This is a genomic window from Salipiger sp. ABN3_019, assembly GCF_056158605.1.
Genome location: NZ_JBSWTP010000003.1, coordinates 35830 through 50794 on the forward strand (window position 1 = coordinate 35830; position 14965 = coordinate 50794).

14 protein-coding genes are annotated in these 14965 nt (G+C 59.9%); 8 read left to right on the plus strand and 6 right to left on the minus strand.

Features of this window, described 5'->3' with window-relative positions:
• The first annotated feature begins 3 nt into the window (after positions 1 to 3).
• The gene (locus tag ACXAD2_RS02695) at positions 4 to 1467 is read left to right on the plus strand and encodes an oligosaccharide flippase family protein (protein ID WP_475166579.1); all 1464 of its coding nucleotides are present in this window, start codon (positions 4 to 6) and stop codon (positions 1465 to 1467) included.
• Here the strand turns inward: ACXAD2_RS02695 and ACXAD2_RS02700 are convergent.
• The 4 genes from ACXAD2_RS02700 to ACXAD2_RS02715 form a co-directional block, all read right to left on the minus strand.
• A complete protein-coding gene (locus ACXAD2_RS02700) occupies positions 1460 to 2593 on the minus strand; it encodes a glycosyltransferase family 2 protein (RefSeq protein ID WP_475166583.1) in 1134 nt (377 codons plus the stop codon). The two genes, ACXAD2_RS02695 and ACXAD2_RS02700, sit on opposite strands and share 8 nt — an antisense overlap.
• Positions 2594 to 3316: 723 nt before the next feature.
• A complete protein-coding gene (locus ACXAD2_RS02705; RefSeq protein WP_475166586.1) occupies positions 3317 to 4252 on the minus strand; it encodes a sulfotransferase domain-containing protein in 936 nt (311 codons plus the stop codon).
• A gap of 54 nt (positions 4253 to 4306) precedes the next feature.
• The gene (gene xrtE, locus ACXAD2_RS02710) at positions 4307 to 5962 is read right to left on the minus strand and encodes an exosortase E/protease, VPEID-CTERM system (RefSeq protein ID WP_475166589.1); all 1656 of its coding nucleotides are present in this window, start codon (positions 5960 to 5962) and stop codon (positions 4307 to 4309) included.
• Positions 5963 to 5984: 22 nt separating this feature from the next.
• On the minus strand, positions 5985 to 6257 hold the full coding sequence (locus ACXAD2_RS02715) for a hypothetical protein (protein WP_475166590.1): 273 nt from the start codon (positions 6255 to 6257) through the stop codon (positions 5985 to 5987).
• 684 nt (positions 6258 to 6941) lie between these two features.
• On the opposite strand from ACXAD2_RS02715, the gene ACXAD2_RS02720 reads away from it, so the two are divergent.
• Genes ACXAD2_RS02720 through ACXAD2_RS02740 form a run of 5 tightly spaced genes read left to right on the plus strand, consistent with a single transcriptional unit; the run spans position 6942 to position 10898 of the window.
• Positions 6942 to 8165, plus strand: a complete 1224-nt coding sequence (locus ACXAD2_RS02720; RefSeq protein WP_475166591.1) for a UbiA family prenyltransferase — start codon at positions 6942 to 6944, stop codon at positions 8163 to 8165.
• Positions 8166 to 8180: 15 nt separating this feature from the next.
• Complete coding sequence (locus tag ACXAD2_RS02725; RefSeq protein ID WP_475166595.1) at positions 8181 to 8405, plus strand: hypothetical protein; 225 nt, start codon at positions 8181 to 8183, stop codon at positions 8403 to 8405.
• 5 nt (positions 8406 to 8410) lie between these two features.
• A complete protein-coding gene (locus tag ACXAD2_RS02730; protein ID WP_475166598.1) occupies positions 8411 to 8824 on the plus strand; it encodes a GtrA family protein in 414 nt (137 codons plus the stop codon).
• A 53-nt stretch (positions 8825 to 8877) separates the two neighbouring features.
• Positions 8878 to 10155, plus strand: a complete 1278-nt coding sequence (locus ACXAD2_RS02735) for an FAD-binding oxidoreductase (RefSeq protein ID WP_475166600.1) — start codon at positions 8878 to 8880, stop codon at positions 10153 to 10155.
• The gene (locus ACXAD2_RS02740) at positions 10152 to 10898 is read left to right on the plus strand and encodes an SDR family oxidoreductase (protein ID WP_475166604.1); all 747 of its coding nucleotides are present in this window, start codon (positions 10152 to 10154) and stop codon (positions 10896 to 10898) included. Before ACXAD2_RS02735 ends, ACXAD2_RS02740 begins: the two co-directional genes overlap by 4 nt.
• Positions 10899 to 10919: 21 nt before the next feature.
• Here ACXAD2_RS02740 and ACXAD2_RS02745 read toward each other — a convergent pair whose 3' ends face one another.
• Positions 10920 to 12077 carry an FAD-dependent oxidoreductase gene (locus tag ACXAD2_RS02745; protein ID WP_475166607.1) on the minus strand — a complete coding sequence of 386 codons (1158 nt, stop codon included), beginning with the start codon at positions 12075 to 12077 and terminating at the stop codon, positions 10920 to 10922.
• 128 nt (positions 12078 to 12205) lie between these two features.
• Here ACXAD2_RS02745 and ACXAD2_RS02750 point away from each other — a divergent pair, with 128 nt between their 5' ends.
• Both ACXAD2_RS02750 and ACXAD2_RS02755 read left to right on the plus strand, forming a co-directional pair.
• Complete coding sequence (locus tag ACXAD2_RS02750) at positions 12206 to 12994, plus strand: hypothetical protein (protein WP_475166609.1); 789 nt, start codon at positions 12206 to 12208, stop codon at positions 12992 to 12994.
• Between the two features lie 3 nt (positions 12995 to 12997).
• Positions 12998 to 13915 (plus strand): hypothetical protein, encoded by a 918-nt coding sequence (locus ACXAD2_RS02755; RefSeq protein ID WP_475166613.1) that lies wholly within the window; start codon positions 12998 to 13000, stop codon positions 13913 to 13915.
• A gap of 14 nt (positions 13916 to 13929) precedes the next feature.
• Here ACXAD2_RS02755 and ACXAD2_RS02760 read toward each other — a convergent pair whose 3' ends face one another.
• Positions 13930 to 14913 carry a glycosyltransferase gene (locus ACXAD2_RS02760; RefSeq protein ID WP_475166617.1) on the minus strand — a complete coding sequence of 328 codons (984 nt, stop codon included), beginning with the start codon at positions 14911 to 14913 and terminating at the stop codon, positions 13930 to 13932.
• Between the last annotated feature and the right edge of the window lie 52 nt (positions 14914 to 14965).

Sequence of the window (14965 nt, forward strand, 5' to 3'; positions counted from 1 at the left end):
GCCATGGCCCTGAACTCGAGCCATTCTGCGCCGGATCAGCGTCAGAAGCGCGGCTTCTTCACGAATGTAGTGGCGCTCGTCTTGGCACGCGGCTTTCTTGCGCTCTCGCAAGTGCTCGTCCTGCCGATCATTGCGCGGTACCTGACGGTCGAGGAGCTCGCGATCATGGCGCTGGCGATGACCGTGGTGATATTCGCCTCCGTTCTGAGTGACGGCGGTTTGGGCCGTTCACTTATCCGGACCTCGCACTATGATCCCGTCGAATGGTCGAGCGTGTTCTGGTTGCTGACCGGATTGGGGCTTGGGCTTTGCGCTGGCGTTTTGCTCATGGCGCCGATCTGGGCATGGTATTTCGCCGAGCCGATGCTGCTGCCGATTATCTCGACATTGTCTGTCCTCCCGCTGTTGCAATCTATCTCGGCGACTCCGAATGCTGAAATCGAGCGCCGGGAACACTACACCGCGCTCGCCCGCCTTCAGGTCGTTGCGGCGGGCACAGGCCTGCTGGTCGCGGTTCTGCTCGCCTTGGTCGGAGCCGGAGTCTGGGCACTGGTCGGGCAGCAAGTGACGCTTGCCGCGGTGCGGCTGGTGGGGTTGCTCTACCTTTCGGAGTTCCGCCCGTCGCTGTCGTTCTCGAGGCTATTGTTGTCGGGGCACCTGGGTTTCGCCAAGGACACGATCGTCACGTCGATAATCTCGGTTGTCCAGCACCAGTCAGCCTTTGTGGCGATTGGCAAGTTGCTGGGATCATTCCAACTGGGGCTGTTCGCCATGAATCAGAGGTTTTCCCGACTGCCGCAATTCGGGCTTGCCGGGCCCTTTTCCTCTGTCGTTTACGTGCGCATGGCCAAGGCGAAGGAATTGCCCGAGATGATCGCCGCAATTTACCTGGCTGCCTCCAGGCTGCTGGCCGCAGTGCTGATACCGGCGATGGCGATGATCGCGGTTTCCGGGCGTGATCTCTTCGGCGTCTTGCTGTCCGACAAATGGAGCCAAGTCGCCCCGATCTTCGCGTTGTCAACGCCTGGGATCGTCGCGGAGGCCGTGACCATCACCTGCCTGGTTTGCATTTTTCGTGCACTGGGGCGGACCGACCTGCAAGTGCGCCTAGTCATCGAAGGGACTGTCCTGAAAGTGGTCCTGGTCGTAATCGGCGCCTCGGTGAGCCTCGAGGCCGTTGCGTGTGTTTTCACGCTCTGGGCCCTGATCTACATCCCACGCGGCTGGATGCTGGCACGGCAGGTGGCGCCGATCAGCATCCGCGCCTGCACAGACGTCCTACTGAGACCGATCGCGGTTTCGGTTGTCGCGGCGGCAACCTATATTCTTGTGCACCCTTGGCACAGCCTTGCGCCGAGCTCGCGTATCGTCGAAGCGATGGTACTTGCCCTATTGGCTTATTGCCTGCTCGTCCTGCTCGACCGCCAGAGGCTGCGGGCCGCGGTGGACCTCTTTACGATCAGGTAGACCTGCGCCCAGTGGATCTGGCCGCGACGCAATCTCCGCGGAGACCTATGCGCGCGCATTGCAGCAGGAAGCCGAGAGCCCACGCGTTGTGCATGACAGCTAACGCCGTGCCGGCGTGCAGCCCCGCCAGATTGCGCAGCCTGTGAGCACCGACGCACGAGATGGTCAGCAAAGTTAGCAGATAGTGCAATGGCAGGAGCAGAGCATAGGGCCAGAAGATTGCGATGGCTAAGCTGGCCACTATCAACAAAAGGTTTAGAACCGGCACAAATTGGCGAAGTCTAGGCCGCATACGGTGCTTAAGAACGGTGCGCGCGCGCCCGTTTCCGTAGCGCCAATATTGCTTCATCAGGGATCGACAGTTGGGCCGCACCTGATATTGGAGCCGAATGTTGCTGTCCAGCCAGACCCGCCCGCCGGCAAGGCCAAGGCGATGATCATACTCAGCATCTTCGTTGTGGCTGAAAGACGAATCGTAGCCACCGATACGTTGAAACCATTCGAGCCGGAACCCTGCGTGATGTCCGTGATCGACCCATCCTGACTTGGTTCCTCCCCGATGTCCGGAACCGCCAGAGCCCAACGGCGTGTCCATTGCCCAAGCACAAGCTCTCTGGAAGGAATTGCTCCCCGTCGCGTCCATCACCGTGGTGATCGAAGCCGCTTCCGGCTTCAAGGCCATCGCTTCGGCGACCTCGCGAACGTATCCCTTGGGGTAGAGCGCGTGTGCGTCACAACGGACAAGATAGACAAATCCTGAAGCCGCCTCGGAAGAGACAGCCAAGTTTATGCCTGCAGACTGAAGGCGTGCGACGTTGGAAATCAGCCTGAGTTCGGGAAGCTTTTGACACAGTTCGCGGACAATCTCTTGTGTCCCATCAGTGCTGCCACCATCGGCAACTACGATCCGTACAGTACGCATGAAGGGCTTGTCCGATAGAAGGCTCTCGAGACACGCTTGAATGCTCTCGGCCTCGTTTAACGTCGGAATTACCACCAAGACCTCACAAGGAAGAACGATCACGGGCCTAGGGGACTCGGCGACCTTCAAGTCAGAACGGCCCTCGGCTGAGATTTCCATCCCGCATTGGGTCAACAGAGCCCTAGGAGCAATCTGGCTGCTCATGAGACACAATCCAATCTGAAATCCCCCATGACACATCCCTCAGAGTCAATGCATCACCCCGAAAATCACGTCGAAACAATTCCTTATTTCTTATTCTGAAATTCACACAAAAACACGCAAAAGTTGAGTTGGTGTATTCTCGTATTCTCGGGCAGCGCAATAAATTTTACAGATCACGATCTCAAGACCGCATAGGTGTTTAATTTCTTCTTCAAATCAGGAGACACACTAGGATATTCCAAAGCCGAAATCTACGTATTTCACCGTGCCTTTCTGCGGAAGCGAAGACAGTTCCCCGTCGCCAGCGCTCATGGGACATCTGAATTGGTTTCGGAAAGGAGGGTTTCCGGCTCATTGTGGCCCCAAGGGGTGGAGTTGAGACAAAAATCCGGAACACGGAAGTCTCCAGCCGAGCAGGTTGTGAAGCACTGAATCGAGTCAGTGAAAACCTGCTCATGCTGCAAGGAAGAACGCAGCGATGCGTATGACAATGCACGACAGCATCAAGCGGTGTCATGCGCACGCCTGCCGAGGCATTCAGATTAGCGGCTTGACCTGGGCAGAGCCCGCTGGGCCGATAACGTTCGCATTCGGCGCTCGAGGGCCGAAGACCGGTCGAGGCCTATCAGGGCCCTGACCGTCAGGCGGTGGCATGATCAACAGGCAAGCTCAAAAAAGCCTAAATCTGCCCGGGATATGTGAAGTACCTCCATAGCGTGGTGGCTAACCGATACGACTCGCTGAAGGGAGCCCGCAGAGTCTCTCGTACGTCGCCCATGGGAGGCTCTCTCGACGCAAGAGTTCAGGCAACGCAAGCAGCTCATCTTCGAAGACCTCGGTCAATCGCGCGCGCGTGGCTTCATTCATCGGAGGCACGATGCCGCGCATATTCTGGCTGTTGGCGGCAAGCAGCCGCTGAACAGGTCCCACTGTTTTCACTCGCGCCAACTGATCTTCTAGGCCGAGGTCGCGCAGCTTGTCGCCACCGGCCCTGAGCACCGCGCGCAGAGCGGGCAGTCGTGCGCGGTCGCTCTCGTTCCTGCGTTCGAGAAGCACAGGCGAGACATGCTCTGCGTCAAGTCCAGAAAAGGCATAGACTTTTTGCGCGGAGCCAATCGGGTCAGCCGATATTTCCTCGGCGAACATGACCAATATCGAGTCCCGTTCGAACTGCGAGAACCAACGGCGGAGATGGGTCGCGTAACGGCCCTGGTCAATGTAGCCGGGATTGTTTGCCAAACCCTCTTCGAAAGGGACAGCACCAATGTGGCCTTGGATGACCTCGTGAAGGTGGTTGGAATAGGCACGCTCTACCGGGTCCCGGAGAAGTACGATGATCTTCATTTCCGGCCGATATCCACGGGTGCGTTCCGGGCTGCGAGGATCATAAAAATAGGACGGAGAGGCCTCGAAACGTACCGGAAGTGCCACACAGGCGGAGAAATGCTTCTCATACCAAGAATAGCCGCGATCGAAGAAATAGCTGAAGAAATCTAGTTCCTTGGGCGCCGATATGCCTGCCTGTGGATGCGTGCCCATCGCCGAGTGAATGAAGGAGGTCGCGCATTTTTGCACGCCGACGCAAATTACGTTAGCGCCCGCGCGATAGGGTCCGTCAGCAGGTTCAGCGATGGCTCTCGACGACGTGTTGACCTTCATTCTTCGGCCCTTTCTCTTGCATTTGATCCAAGGCGCGCGGGATTTGGTATCACTTCACCAAAGGTCCCATCGCCCCGCCCCCAAGACGGCGACCGCGACCAGCAGGTTCGCAGTGGCATGCGCTAGGACGGCATCTCTTAACTTGCCGCGCCGCGAAGCGGCGAAACTGAAGGCCAATCCGGCGAGCAGACCGGCAATCCAATTGTTGTGGAGAAGCGCAAACGCCGCAGCGCTGATCAATGCCGCAGGCCAATGCCAGTCGTAGCGAGCGTTTGTGAAGTCCGCCGAAACCAGGCGACGTTGCAGGTAGCCCCGAAACGCCCGCTCCTCGATAACCGGCACAACGAGAATGCTGCCGACCAGCCGGAACCCTAGCCACATCCACATGTACCCAATGCTCCAACCTTCTGCCTGGGCAACATCTCGCGGGCTGCGCCCAGGCGCTGCCAGAGGATGAAGCGCAAGCCAGAGTAGGAAGACGGAAACTCCGATGAACAGGGGCGCGATGATCTGCTGCGGCGCATATGCGAGCCAAGTTTTGCATCTTGCCACCGATGTGAAAATGCTCCCGCCAAGCCAGAACAGTGCCAGCACCGTTGCGACCACCCGCAGGGGATAGAGCGCGTCTTGCCCAACCGAGAAGGCTCCGGTCAGCATTGCAACACCTAGCCAAACGAGAACGGGCAGCAGAAAATTTGATGTGGCGCTATCGGAGACCCGTGCCGACGAAATATCGCCCGCATGGAACCATGTGATATGTCGACTGATCGCGACAATCCCCAGCGTCACAAGACAGAAGAAGACCCAGCCTGCTAAGGAGTGGAAAGCGCCATTGGCGATTTCTGGTCCCAAGTTTTGGCCAACGAGAATGAGGCCGGATATCCTCAGGCCGTTTGCCAAGAAGGACAGGCCGACGCCCAAGGGCACGAGGAGCAGAGCTTGCGGAAAGCGATGTGCTTCGCGGAAGCGCCACAGGTACCCGGCAAGGAACAAGGTGACCAGAGCCATCCCGGCGATCCCCGAGCAACTGGGGTTCACCACCACGGCAAAATTGTCAAAGCCGACCGCCGATATGTCGGGATCAATCCAAGCGCCCTCGCAGCAGACGCTGAGAATCCCGAAGGTCAGAAACAGCACCGGGAGGGAGATTTCCAACCAAAATGGCTGAACGAGCGGCATTACCAGGGCGAAGCCGAAACCGACAAGCAGCGCACCGAACAAGACCGGCCGCAATTGTGCTGCCAAGCTGCCGAGTGCGCTCCCCAGCGCCGCGAAAAGTAGTGAGAAAACCATCGCTACAGCGCCGGCGATCCAAAGCACCATTAGTGCCGGGCCGCCCCAGGCTGCGAACCAGGGCAGCCCGAAAATTGCAAAGCTTGCGCAGAAGAACAACAGGACAAGCAGGAAATGGAGCAGTAGCCACTCTCCGTGCCATCTACCCAACCGGGCGTTGGCAACTTCGATCTCTGATCGAATTCGCTCTCCCCAGTAGAGCCACAGGGCGCAGACGGCGACAATCAGGCTTCCCGAAACAAGCGTAACGCAAAGGATGGCAGCCTGCCAATGGATTGGCAGGCGCTCGATGACATCTTCTTCGTACTGGACGGTCAGGCTTACGAACAAAGTCAAATGTTCGAAAAGCAAAACCGAGGTTGCAATGAAAATTCGCGGCGCAACGCGACGCTTCGCAAGCTGTTCATCAATAATCATCGGAGCCGGCAACTCCGGTTGATCAGGAACGGCGACGCCGAGTCCCAGTCATCACGGCAATGCCGCCGAGAACGAACAGAAGACCGGCCGCGGCTCCTTCTGCGTGGATCTCGGGCACGGCGATACAATCATGTCGGCACTTATCCTTAGGAGGCGGCTTGCCATTGCCTTCACCCTGACCGCCCGCAAGGGCGACGTTTGACGTCAAAAGAAGATTCACGGCCAGAACAGCTGCAGTCATGAAATAAATATTAAAATTCTTCATCTGAAAATTCCCCAAAGGAATGATGTCCACGGAACATATCCTTCGCTCTGATTCTGAAAAACGAGAAGTTGAATGCTTCTGAAGCGAAGGGAAGGAAATATGCCGAAAAGCTCGTCCCACCGCTGAAATTTTGAACACCCGGCGTCGGGTGTCAGGAAGTGCCGCGTCTTCCGAAGTGGTTCCCATCGGGGGAAGTGTGTGGCGAACGTCGAGCTTCGGGGCTGCGCCGAACTTGCGAGGGGGCATTTTCTGCATGGGCTGTGTCTGCGGCTTAAGATGGAACCCTGTTCACCGCATAGGCGCTTGATCTGGGTAGGGACGAGGAGGCGCGCACCCCTCAGTACCCCATTGCAAGCCTTGGCAGGAACTGGATCGATATGAGCGGGTTCGCCTAGGCGCTTCCGGAACACGTTCTAACGCGGCCAACATAGCCTGATGTACCTCCGGCGCCGGTCGAGTCAGTGCTGGCATTGAAAGACATCTGCGCTCAGACAGAATCGCGACGCCTGGACGCGAGCCCCGAAAGTGATCGAACGTCCTCCCCGATGGGGAAAAAATCCGCAAACGCGGATTGGTGGTGCATTTAACCTATGACGACGCCATAAAATCCTTGATTTGCGAGAGTGCGGAATGAAATTATCGCAAATGGGTCTGTGGCCTTCAATTTGATTTCTATAAGTTTTTCAATGATATTAATTTTCGCGAGAAATTTGCATGGACGATTCACGCAATTTTCGTATTGTCCAAGATGATTTGACCTTGGTCATCGATCTTGATGGCACGCTTATACGTAGCGACATGCTCTACGAGACGTTTTGGTCGGCGATTTCACGCAGATGGCTCAATCTCGTTCCAGCCTTTCACGCAGTGTGCCAAGGGCGTGCGGCGCTCAAACGGCGCCTAGAGGAACTCGGAGCCGTCGAGCCCGGGTTTCTTCCTTACAACACCGAGGTCATAGCCCATATCAAGGATTCGCGGGCGCAGGGCGGCCGCACTGCTTTGGTGTCGGCGTCCGATCAGAGGATCGTTGACCGGATTAGCGCTCATCTCGGCCTGTTCGACGAAGTCCACGGCTCGGATGGGAAGCTTAAGAAGCTTAACCTGAAAGGTGACGCTAAGGCAGAGCGACTGCTCGAACTCTATGGTCGGGGGAATTTCGTCTATGTCGGAGATTCTTCAGCGGATGTTCCAGTTTGGAACGCCGCCGAGCGTGCTGTCACGGTAGACGTCTCGCCAGCATTGGCCAAACGCGTCGACCAGCAGGCCGGAGAGGTGAAGCATCTTCAGACAGGTGGAGAGGACCGAACGCATGCGGCGTTCTGGGCGCTGCGACCGCACCAATGGCTCAAGAACGTTCTGGTGTTCCTACCTTTGCTGGCTGCGCATAAGTTCGAGTGGTTGCCAATCACGCAAGCGCTGCTCGCCTTCGTTGCGTACAGCCTCATAGCGTCTTCTGTCTACCTGCTCAACGATCTGCTCGACCTCGCAGCCGACCGGGCGCACCCGCGCAAGCGCACCCGCCCCTTTGCCGCAGGCCATCTGCCGTTGTCCTGGGGGATGGTCATGACCCCTGCATTGCTGCTTGCAGGCTTCGCGCTGGCGGCCTTTCTCGGTACCGGATTCTTTGCAGTGACGGCGTTCTACTTCGTGATGACTACCGCCTATTCGCTGGCGTTGAAACGCAAGCTCGTGGTGGACATCTGCACGCTGGCAGGACTTTACACGCTTCGCATCATTGCTGGCGGGGTCGCGACGCAGACGCCGTTGTCCGTCTGGCTCTTGGCGTTTTCGGTCTTCTTCTTTTTCTCCCTGGCTGCCGTGAAGCGACAGGCCGAGTTGGTCTCGAGCGCAGCTCAAGGCAATATCAAGGCGCAAGGGCGAGGGTACACCATCGAAGACATCCCGGTCGTCGCGAACATTGCGGTCGCTTCCGGGTAAATCTCGATCCTGGTCATGGCGCTTTACCTGAATACCGATGCTGTACGGAGACTGTACAAAGAAACCGCGCCGCTTTGGGGGATATGCCTTGTGCTTCTATTCTGGGTGAGCCGTACCGTCATGATCACGCACCGGGGATGGATGCAGGATGATCCGGTCATCTTCGCAGCCAAGGACCGCGTTTCACTGGTTTGTGCGGTATTGATTTTCGTCCTGGCGACGGCCGGGGTTATGCTATGAGCCCTATGGCTCTCGTCTTTCGTTACAGCGCCTTCGCGGTACTGGCCACGCTGGCCAATCTTGGGACACAGCGACTGGTGCTCTCAGTTGACGACGGTGCTGCGGGCTTCGCCCTTGCAGTCCTCCTCGGCACGATGGTCGGGCTCGTTCTCAAGTACCTGCTAGATAAGCAGTGGATCTTCAATGACCGCTCTACCGGGATCGCCGCTCATGGTCGGAAATTCCCGCTCTACGTAACAATGGGCATCATGACCACGGCGATCTTCTGGGGCATGGAGACGGCATTCTGGGTGGCCTTCCACAGCGACGCCATGCGTGAACTCGGGGCCGTTCTGGGCCTCACGGCGGGCTATATCGTGAAATATTGGCTGGACCGCCGTTTCGTCTTTGTGGAAGGAGCGGTGGCAGGGTCGGCATGATGCGTAGAGAAGTTCTTACCGGTTGGGGGAGGTATCCCAGCAAGCCATGCCTCGTGACGGCGCCGCGCACTGAGGGCGAGGTTTTCACGCTCGCGCGTCATGGCGGGGTCATCGCACGCGGCAATGGCCGGGCCTATGGTGACAGCGCGCTCGGGGGCGCCGCGACGCTCGATATGCGGCGGATGAACCGTATCTTGTCGTTTGATCCCGCGACCGGCGTCCTCGTGGCTGAAGCTGGGCTGCTGCTTGCGGACATCATCACGACCTTCCTGCCGCGTGGCTGGTTTCCTTACGTGACCCCTGGCACCAAGTTCGTCTCTCTTGGCGGCGCCATTGCATCCGACGTACACGGCAAGAACCATCATTGCGACGGTGCCTTCGGCAGCTTCGTCGAGTGGGTCGATCTCGTCGGCGCAGATGGCAAGATGCGGCGGCTGAGCCGCAGCGACAACGATCCGTTGTTCGAGTGGACACTTGGGGGCATGGGTCTTACTGGGGTCATCCTGCGCGCTGCGATCCGCCTGCGGCCGGTGGAAAGCGGCTGGATCCGCCAGCGCACGATAGTTGCCCCGAACCTGCGCGCGGCAATGGCGGGATTCGAAGAGGCACAGGATGCCACTTATTCGGTTGCCTGGATCGACTGCTTGGCCACGGGATGCGCGCTCGGGCGCTCGCTTATAATGCTGGGCGAGCACGCGCGCGTCGAGGAAGTCCCTGATGCTTTCCGCGCAAGCCCGCTCTCGACGCCGACCAAGAAAAAGCGAACCGTGCCCTTCGACGCTCCGGCGCTGGCGCTCAACAGGTACTCGGTGAAGGCTTTCAATGCGCTCTACTGGCGCAAGGGGCAGGGCGGTCCGGAGGAGGTCCTGATCGACTGGGACAGCTATTTCTATCCGTTGGATGCAATCCTCGGTTGGAATCGAATTTATGGTCGCAGGGGCTTTGTGCAATTCCAATGCGCGCTTCCGTTGGACAGGGCCGAAGCCGGTCTCGTCGCTCTGCTCACCGCGACGGCGCGCGCGGGGCAGGGCTCCTTCCTTGCCGTTTTGAAGCGCTTCGGTGCGCAGGACAGCCGCTTTTCCTTCCCGATGGAGGGTTTCACGCTCGCACTCGACTTTCCGGCGAACCCGAAGACGTTTGCCCTGCTTGACCAACTGGACCGCATCACGCTCGCGCATGGCGGTCGCTTTTATCTCGCCAAGGACGCGCGCCTCTCTGCTTCAACTTTCCATGAGGCGGACCCACGCGCGGCCCAATACCGAGACTTGCGCCGCGGCGCCGGACTGGATCACGCTTTCGCCTCAGCTCAATCCCAAAGGCTTTTGTTATGACAACTGTGACGTTTCCTGCGGTTCTCGTGTTAGGGGCCCGTTCCGACATTGGCCGCGAGGTCGCGCACCGCTTCGCCGCCGCCGGCCACGCGGTCATTCTGGCCGCTCGCCGTGCCAGCGAGCTTGAGCAGGATCGCGCGGATATCTCGCTGCGCCATGGCGTCGAGGCGACCCTGATGGAATTCGACGTGCTCGACACGGGGCGCATGGCCGACTTTGTCGCGCAGACCTCACCCGAGCCGCAGATTGTCGTATCAGTTGTCGGTGCGATGGGCGACCAAGCTGAAAGCGAGAGCTCTCCGGCGGCGGCGGCGCTGATAATGCGCACCAATTACGAGGGGCCCGCACTGATACTCGGACTCTTTGCCGAGCGCATGGCAAAGGCCGGGACCGGAAGCATCGTCGGCGTAAGTTCTGTAGCGGGCGACAGGGGGCGAGCGTCGAATTACATCTACGGCTCAGCCAAGGCGGGGTTTACCGCCTTTCTGTCGGGACTGCGCAACCGCCTTGCCGACAAAGGGGTTCACGTGCTGACGGTTAAGCCCGGCTTCGTGCGGACCAAGATGACCGAGGGCATGGACCTTCCGAAACGTCTGACCGCCGCTCCCGAGGAGGTAGCCGACGCGATCTATGCCGCGGTCGGCAAACGCCACAACGCCATATATGTCCGGCCTATCTGGGCGCTGGTCATGGCGGTGATCCGGTCGATCCCCGAGCCGATCTTCAAGAAGACCCAGTTGTGACCGATGCGTGTCATGGGCGCGTCATCCTGCCGCAAGGGCACAGCGCAGCACCCGGCGCGCAACGCTGGGGGCGGTGGTAAACTTGATGCTGGACAGGCTGACCAACCCTCTCGGGCCACCCTCCGCGCCATGGTCGTGGATTACGTCACGGTCGAGCAGTTTGAGGCTCGATGGGGCGGCAGCAGGCAACATTCCACGGCTGACCGACGTCACGTCTTCCGGCCGAGCGTCGAGCCCGGGGCAGGCGAGGTTGCAACGCGCGAGAAAGCGCGCGATTGCCTCCTCGGACACCTCGGTGTCGGGACGGCTGCAATCGACAGGAATGTACCCGGTGCCAAGAAAGGTCTTTCCTTCGGAAGGGTAGAGAAAGATCATTCCGCTCGCATCGCCCGGCACCGAGAGCGACAGACCGGAGGTGGCCGGAAAATCTTTTCTTACCATGAGATTGAATGCATTTGCTGGAAATCCGAAGCGCGCCCTGCAGGTGGGATCGGCGCTTTCAGCGAGCGCCTGCGTGGCGCATCCCGCGGCAAATATCACGCGCGCCGCGCCGATTTTCGCTCCGCCGCAGCGTACCGCCGTCACGTGCTCCGCTTCAAACTCCACCCCGGTGACTTCCTGCCCCTCCCGAATGTCCAGCCCGGCCGCTCGGGCGCGCTCGGCGAGTGCGGCAATCAGTGCGTTGCTGTCCGGCACCACCAATTCCTCCCAGTGGGCGCCTCCCAAGAGACCCTCGCTTCGGGCACCGGGAAAAGCGTCAAGCGTGGCAGCAGGGCTCAGGACCCGGCCGGAGGGGATGCGCTTTTCCTGCGGTACGCCGCTGTTGCGATCGGGCCCGATACTCCGCTCCATAAGGAAGGCGGCGCGGAATACGCAGGGCCGCTTGAGGCCCTCTCCATAGAGCGGCATGAGAAACGCCTGCCGCGATACAAGGTCGGGAAACGAACGGAGAAACCAGCGGCTGTCTTCCAGCGAAGCGCGGAAACGGCGCATGTCGAGGCTTTGCAGGTAGCGCAGTCCGCCATGCAGGATACGGTACCAGCCACCGGTCGCACCCGCCGCGAGCTTGTCCTTCTCGAGCAGCAGTGCCCGATGACCGCTCTCGGCCGCCTGCAGGCCGATCATCAACCCGTGGATGCCACCGCCGACGATGACCAGATCGTAGTTCTCATCTTGCATGATGCCGCATCCGTCAGGGACTGTTGCCGCTCCGACAATAGATGGGCTCGGTGCTCGCGCAATATTTCATCCCTCTCACAGCAAGCGGCTTTTTTTCGAGCTGCTAATGCGCAAGCACCGAGGCACGCATGGCGTTGATTTCGAGCCTTCCCGTGGACACGCATGTCCACTTCTATCCAGGTTTCAGCATCGAGTGCTGCCTTACGAGCGCTGCCAGTCATATGGCAGCGGTACCTGGCAGCGACAAACGCGGCGTGCTTTGCCTCGTGGAGAACGCGGGTCTCAATGTGTTCGACACTTTGACGGGCAGATACGGCGGCTGGACGGTGAGCGAAACCCCCGAAGCCGCCGTGCGGCAGGCGCTTCGCGCGGATGGCACCCGGCTCCTCCTTATAGAGGGACGGCAAACAGTCACCTCCGAGGCGCTCGAAGTGCTGCTGATCGGTTTTCGCGGGATGATCCAGAACGGGCTCCCCCTAGCGGAGGTGATTGAGCGCGGTCTCGAGGCGGAGGCCCTGGTGGTATTGCCCTGGGGCGTTGGCAAGTGGACCGGCGCGCGCGGCGCGCGGATCGACTGGTGCATCGAGCAGGGGGCGCCGCGGACTTCGGTCTTTCTCGCCGACAATGGTGTGCGCCCCGCGCTGATGCCGCGTCCGGCCCGTCTTGCCCGGGCCGAGGCGCTGGGATGGCGCGTGCTTGCGGGCACCGATCCGCTGCCGCTACCGCAGGGGGATTGCGATCCTGGCAGGTTTGGGATCGTTCTCGGCGGGATCTCCGCAGGCGATCTGACCTTTCGTGCGATCGCTGCTCAATTGCGTGCATGTGCCGCTTCTCCCGAGACCTACGGGCAACTCGCCTCGGGGCCACAGTTCCTGCGCCGGCAGGTGGCGATGCAGATTCGGAAGAGGAGGGGCTGAGCAATGCCAAACACGTTGGCGCACCTTGGCATCCAGACCCTTGTCAGCCGGGGCGCGTTTCGCGATGCGGATGTCAAATGGGTCTGGCTCGCCTGCATTGTGCCGGACCTGCCGTGGATCGCGCAGCGTATGATCCGGGCCGCCTGGCCCGGGGCCGACATGATCGACCTGCGTCTCTACGCGATTGTTCAGAGCTCGCTGCTGTTCTGCTTAGTGCTCTGCGCCGGGCTTGCCTGCTTCAGTCGCTGTGGATGGCGCACTTTCGGGCTGCTCGCGGCAGGTAGCACGATGCACCTGCTTCTCGATGCACTGCAACTCAAGTGGGCAAATGGCGTGGTTCTCTTTGCGCCGTTTCGATGGGATCTGGTGAATTTCGGCCTGTTCTGGCCGGAGGACCTGACCACGACCGTGCTTACGCTGCTCGGTATTGCCGTTGCTGGGGTTGCATTCTGCCGTCTACCCAAAATCGGCTCTGACCTGCGTTTACCAGGGCCGGGGCTGGCTCTGCTGGCTGGCGGGGCACTGGCCTTCTACATCGTCGGCCCGATGTGCTTCTCGCGCGCGGTCGAGATGGCAGACTTGCACTACACTCGCACACTGCGCCAGACCGAAGTCCGAGAGAACATGCCCGTTGAGGTGGATCGCGGCCGTATTGTGGCAACCCCGGAAGGCTCCGAGCTTCTGTTGTGGACCGGGGAGCGGATTGCGGTGAACGGGCTGCTGGAAGGCACAGAGGGGGTCTTCTCCCTGCGAGGGCACTTCTCTGCCCGCGACGTCATCGCGGTTGCCGCCACACACAGGCACCGAGCCGGGATCCGCGACTACGCTTCCTACGCCGGACTCTTACTCGTTGTCGCGTGGTGGCTGATTTGTTTAGGGCGCAAGGCTTCGGGGCGCGGGCGCGTCAAGGTAACGTCCTGAACCAGGTTCTTCGGTCACAACATCGTCGCGTAGAGATCAAGGAAGCGCTGCGCACCACGCTCTAGCGAGAGGTGCTCGAGCACATAGTCTCGCGGGCGGAAGTCTGCGCGGCGCTTCCAGAAATCCTCGAAGCGCTCTTCGATGTTGTCCCGGGTGAATGTCAGTCCGCAGCGCTGGTCGAAGTAGGGCACCGATGAAACCCTGAGATTTCCACCCGCTAGCTTGCGTTGCGACGGATCGACGAGTTCGCCGTCATCCCAGGCGAAGACAGGCAGGTTTGAAGACATCGCTTCCTGGTAGGCGAGGCCCTGGGTTTCGTGCTCGGCGACAAATATCATGCTTCGCGCGCCGGTGACGGTCTTGCGGAAGGTCTCCAGGTTGTGCGCGCCGTAGCGCAGTTCTTTCCAGCCCAGCCCGCGTCGCTTCAGCATGCTGCGGATCGGTCGGAGCAGATCGAGTTCGCGCTCAGCCTGGTGCCAGCGCACCTTGTTGTAGAGCAGCACGTCGCATGTCTTTGGTTCGCTGGAAATGTCGGGCCATGCGCCCGTGTCGATGCCAACGAACATCGTCGCGAAGAGGTCGCGTCGGTCCGGTGCGTTGAGCTCGATTGGCCATTCCGAGGGATATGTAACGATCTTGAGATTGAGTGTTTGGCGGAGCTCGTCGAGATCGTTGGGGGCCGGTACCCGTCCGGGCCCGTAGATCACCGGGTTGGAGAGGCCGAAGCGCGCGAAAGGTGGCATGAACCCACTCATGCCGATCGGCCGCGCCGGATCGTTGCGGGCGAGACGGAAGTTGTTCACATGCACTTCGTGCCCGGTACTTTCGATGCTGCGGACCAGGTTCGCAAAAGCCGTATAAAAGCCTGTGCGTGGCTGCACACCCTTTGCGGAGCGGTAAAAGTATCGTGCTCTTTCGCGAAGCTGCGAGAGGTTTTGCCCGAAGGGTAGATCGTAGGCCTTAAGATCGTATCCATCGAAAAACAGCGGTATCTTCATGGGCGTACCTGCGCGACTCCGGAGACAATCAGGTGGAAAAGCTATCGTGGGC

What these genes read in the sequence shown, in the direction of transcription:
- ACXAD2_RS02695 (WP_475166579.1), top strand. Translation starts at nt 4, where the DNA reads ATGGCCCTGAACTCGAGCCATTCTGCGCCGGATCAGCGTCAGAAGCGC.
- ACXAD2_RS02700 (WP_475166583.1), bottom strand. Translation starts at nt 2,593, where the DNA reads ATGAGCAGCCAGATTGCTCCTAGGGCTCTGTTGACCCAATGCGGGATG.
- ACXAD2_RS02705 (WP_475166586.1), bottom strand. Translation starts at nt 4,252, where the DNA reads ATGAAGGTCAACACGTCGTCGAGAGCCATCGCTGAACCTGCTGACGGA.
- xrtE (WP_475166589.1), bottom strand. Translation starts at nt 5,962, where the DNA reads ATGATTATTGATGAACAGCTTGCGAAGCGTCGCGTTGCGCCGCGAATT.
- ACXAD2_RS02720 (WP_475166591.1), top strand. Translation starts at nt 6,942, where the DNA reads ATGGACGATTCACGCAATTTTCGTATTGTCCAAGATGATTTGACCTTG.
- ACXAD2_RS02725 (WP_475166595.1), top strand. Translation starts at nt 8,181, where the DNA reads ATGGCGCTTTACCTGAATACCGATGCTGTACGGAGACTGTACAAAGAA.
- ACXAD2_RS02730 (WP_475166598.1), top strand. Translation starts at nt 8,411, where the DNA reads ATGGCTCTCGTCTTTCGTTACAGCGCCTTCGCGGTACTGGCCACGCTG.
- ACXAD2_RS02740 (WP_475166604.1), top strand. Translation starts at nt 10,152, where the DNA reads ATGACAACTGTGACGTTTCCTGCGGTTCTCGTGTTAGGGGCCCGTTCC.
- ACXAD2_RS02745 (WP_475166607.1), bottom strand. Translation starts at nt 12,077, where the DNA reads ATGCAAGATGAGAACTACGATCTGGTCATCGTCGGCGGTGGCATCCAC.
- ACXAD2_RS02750 (WP_475166609.1), top strand. Translation starts at nt 12,206, where the DNA reads ATGGCGTTGATTTCGAGCCTTCCCGTGGACACGCATGTCCACTTCTAT.
- ACXAD2_RS02755 (WP_475166613.1), top strand. Translation starts at nt 12,998, where the DNA reads ATGCCAAACACGTTGGCGCACCTTGGCATCCAGACCCTTGTCAGCCGG.
- ACXAD2_RS02760 (WP_475166617.1), bottom strand. Translation starts at nt 14,913, where the DNA reads ATGAAGATACCGCTGTTTTTCGATGGATACGATCTTAAGGCCTACGAT.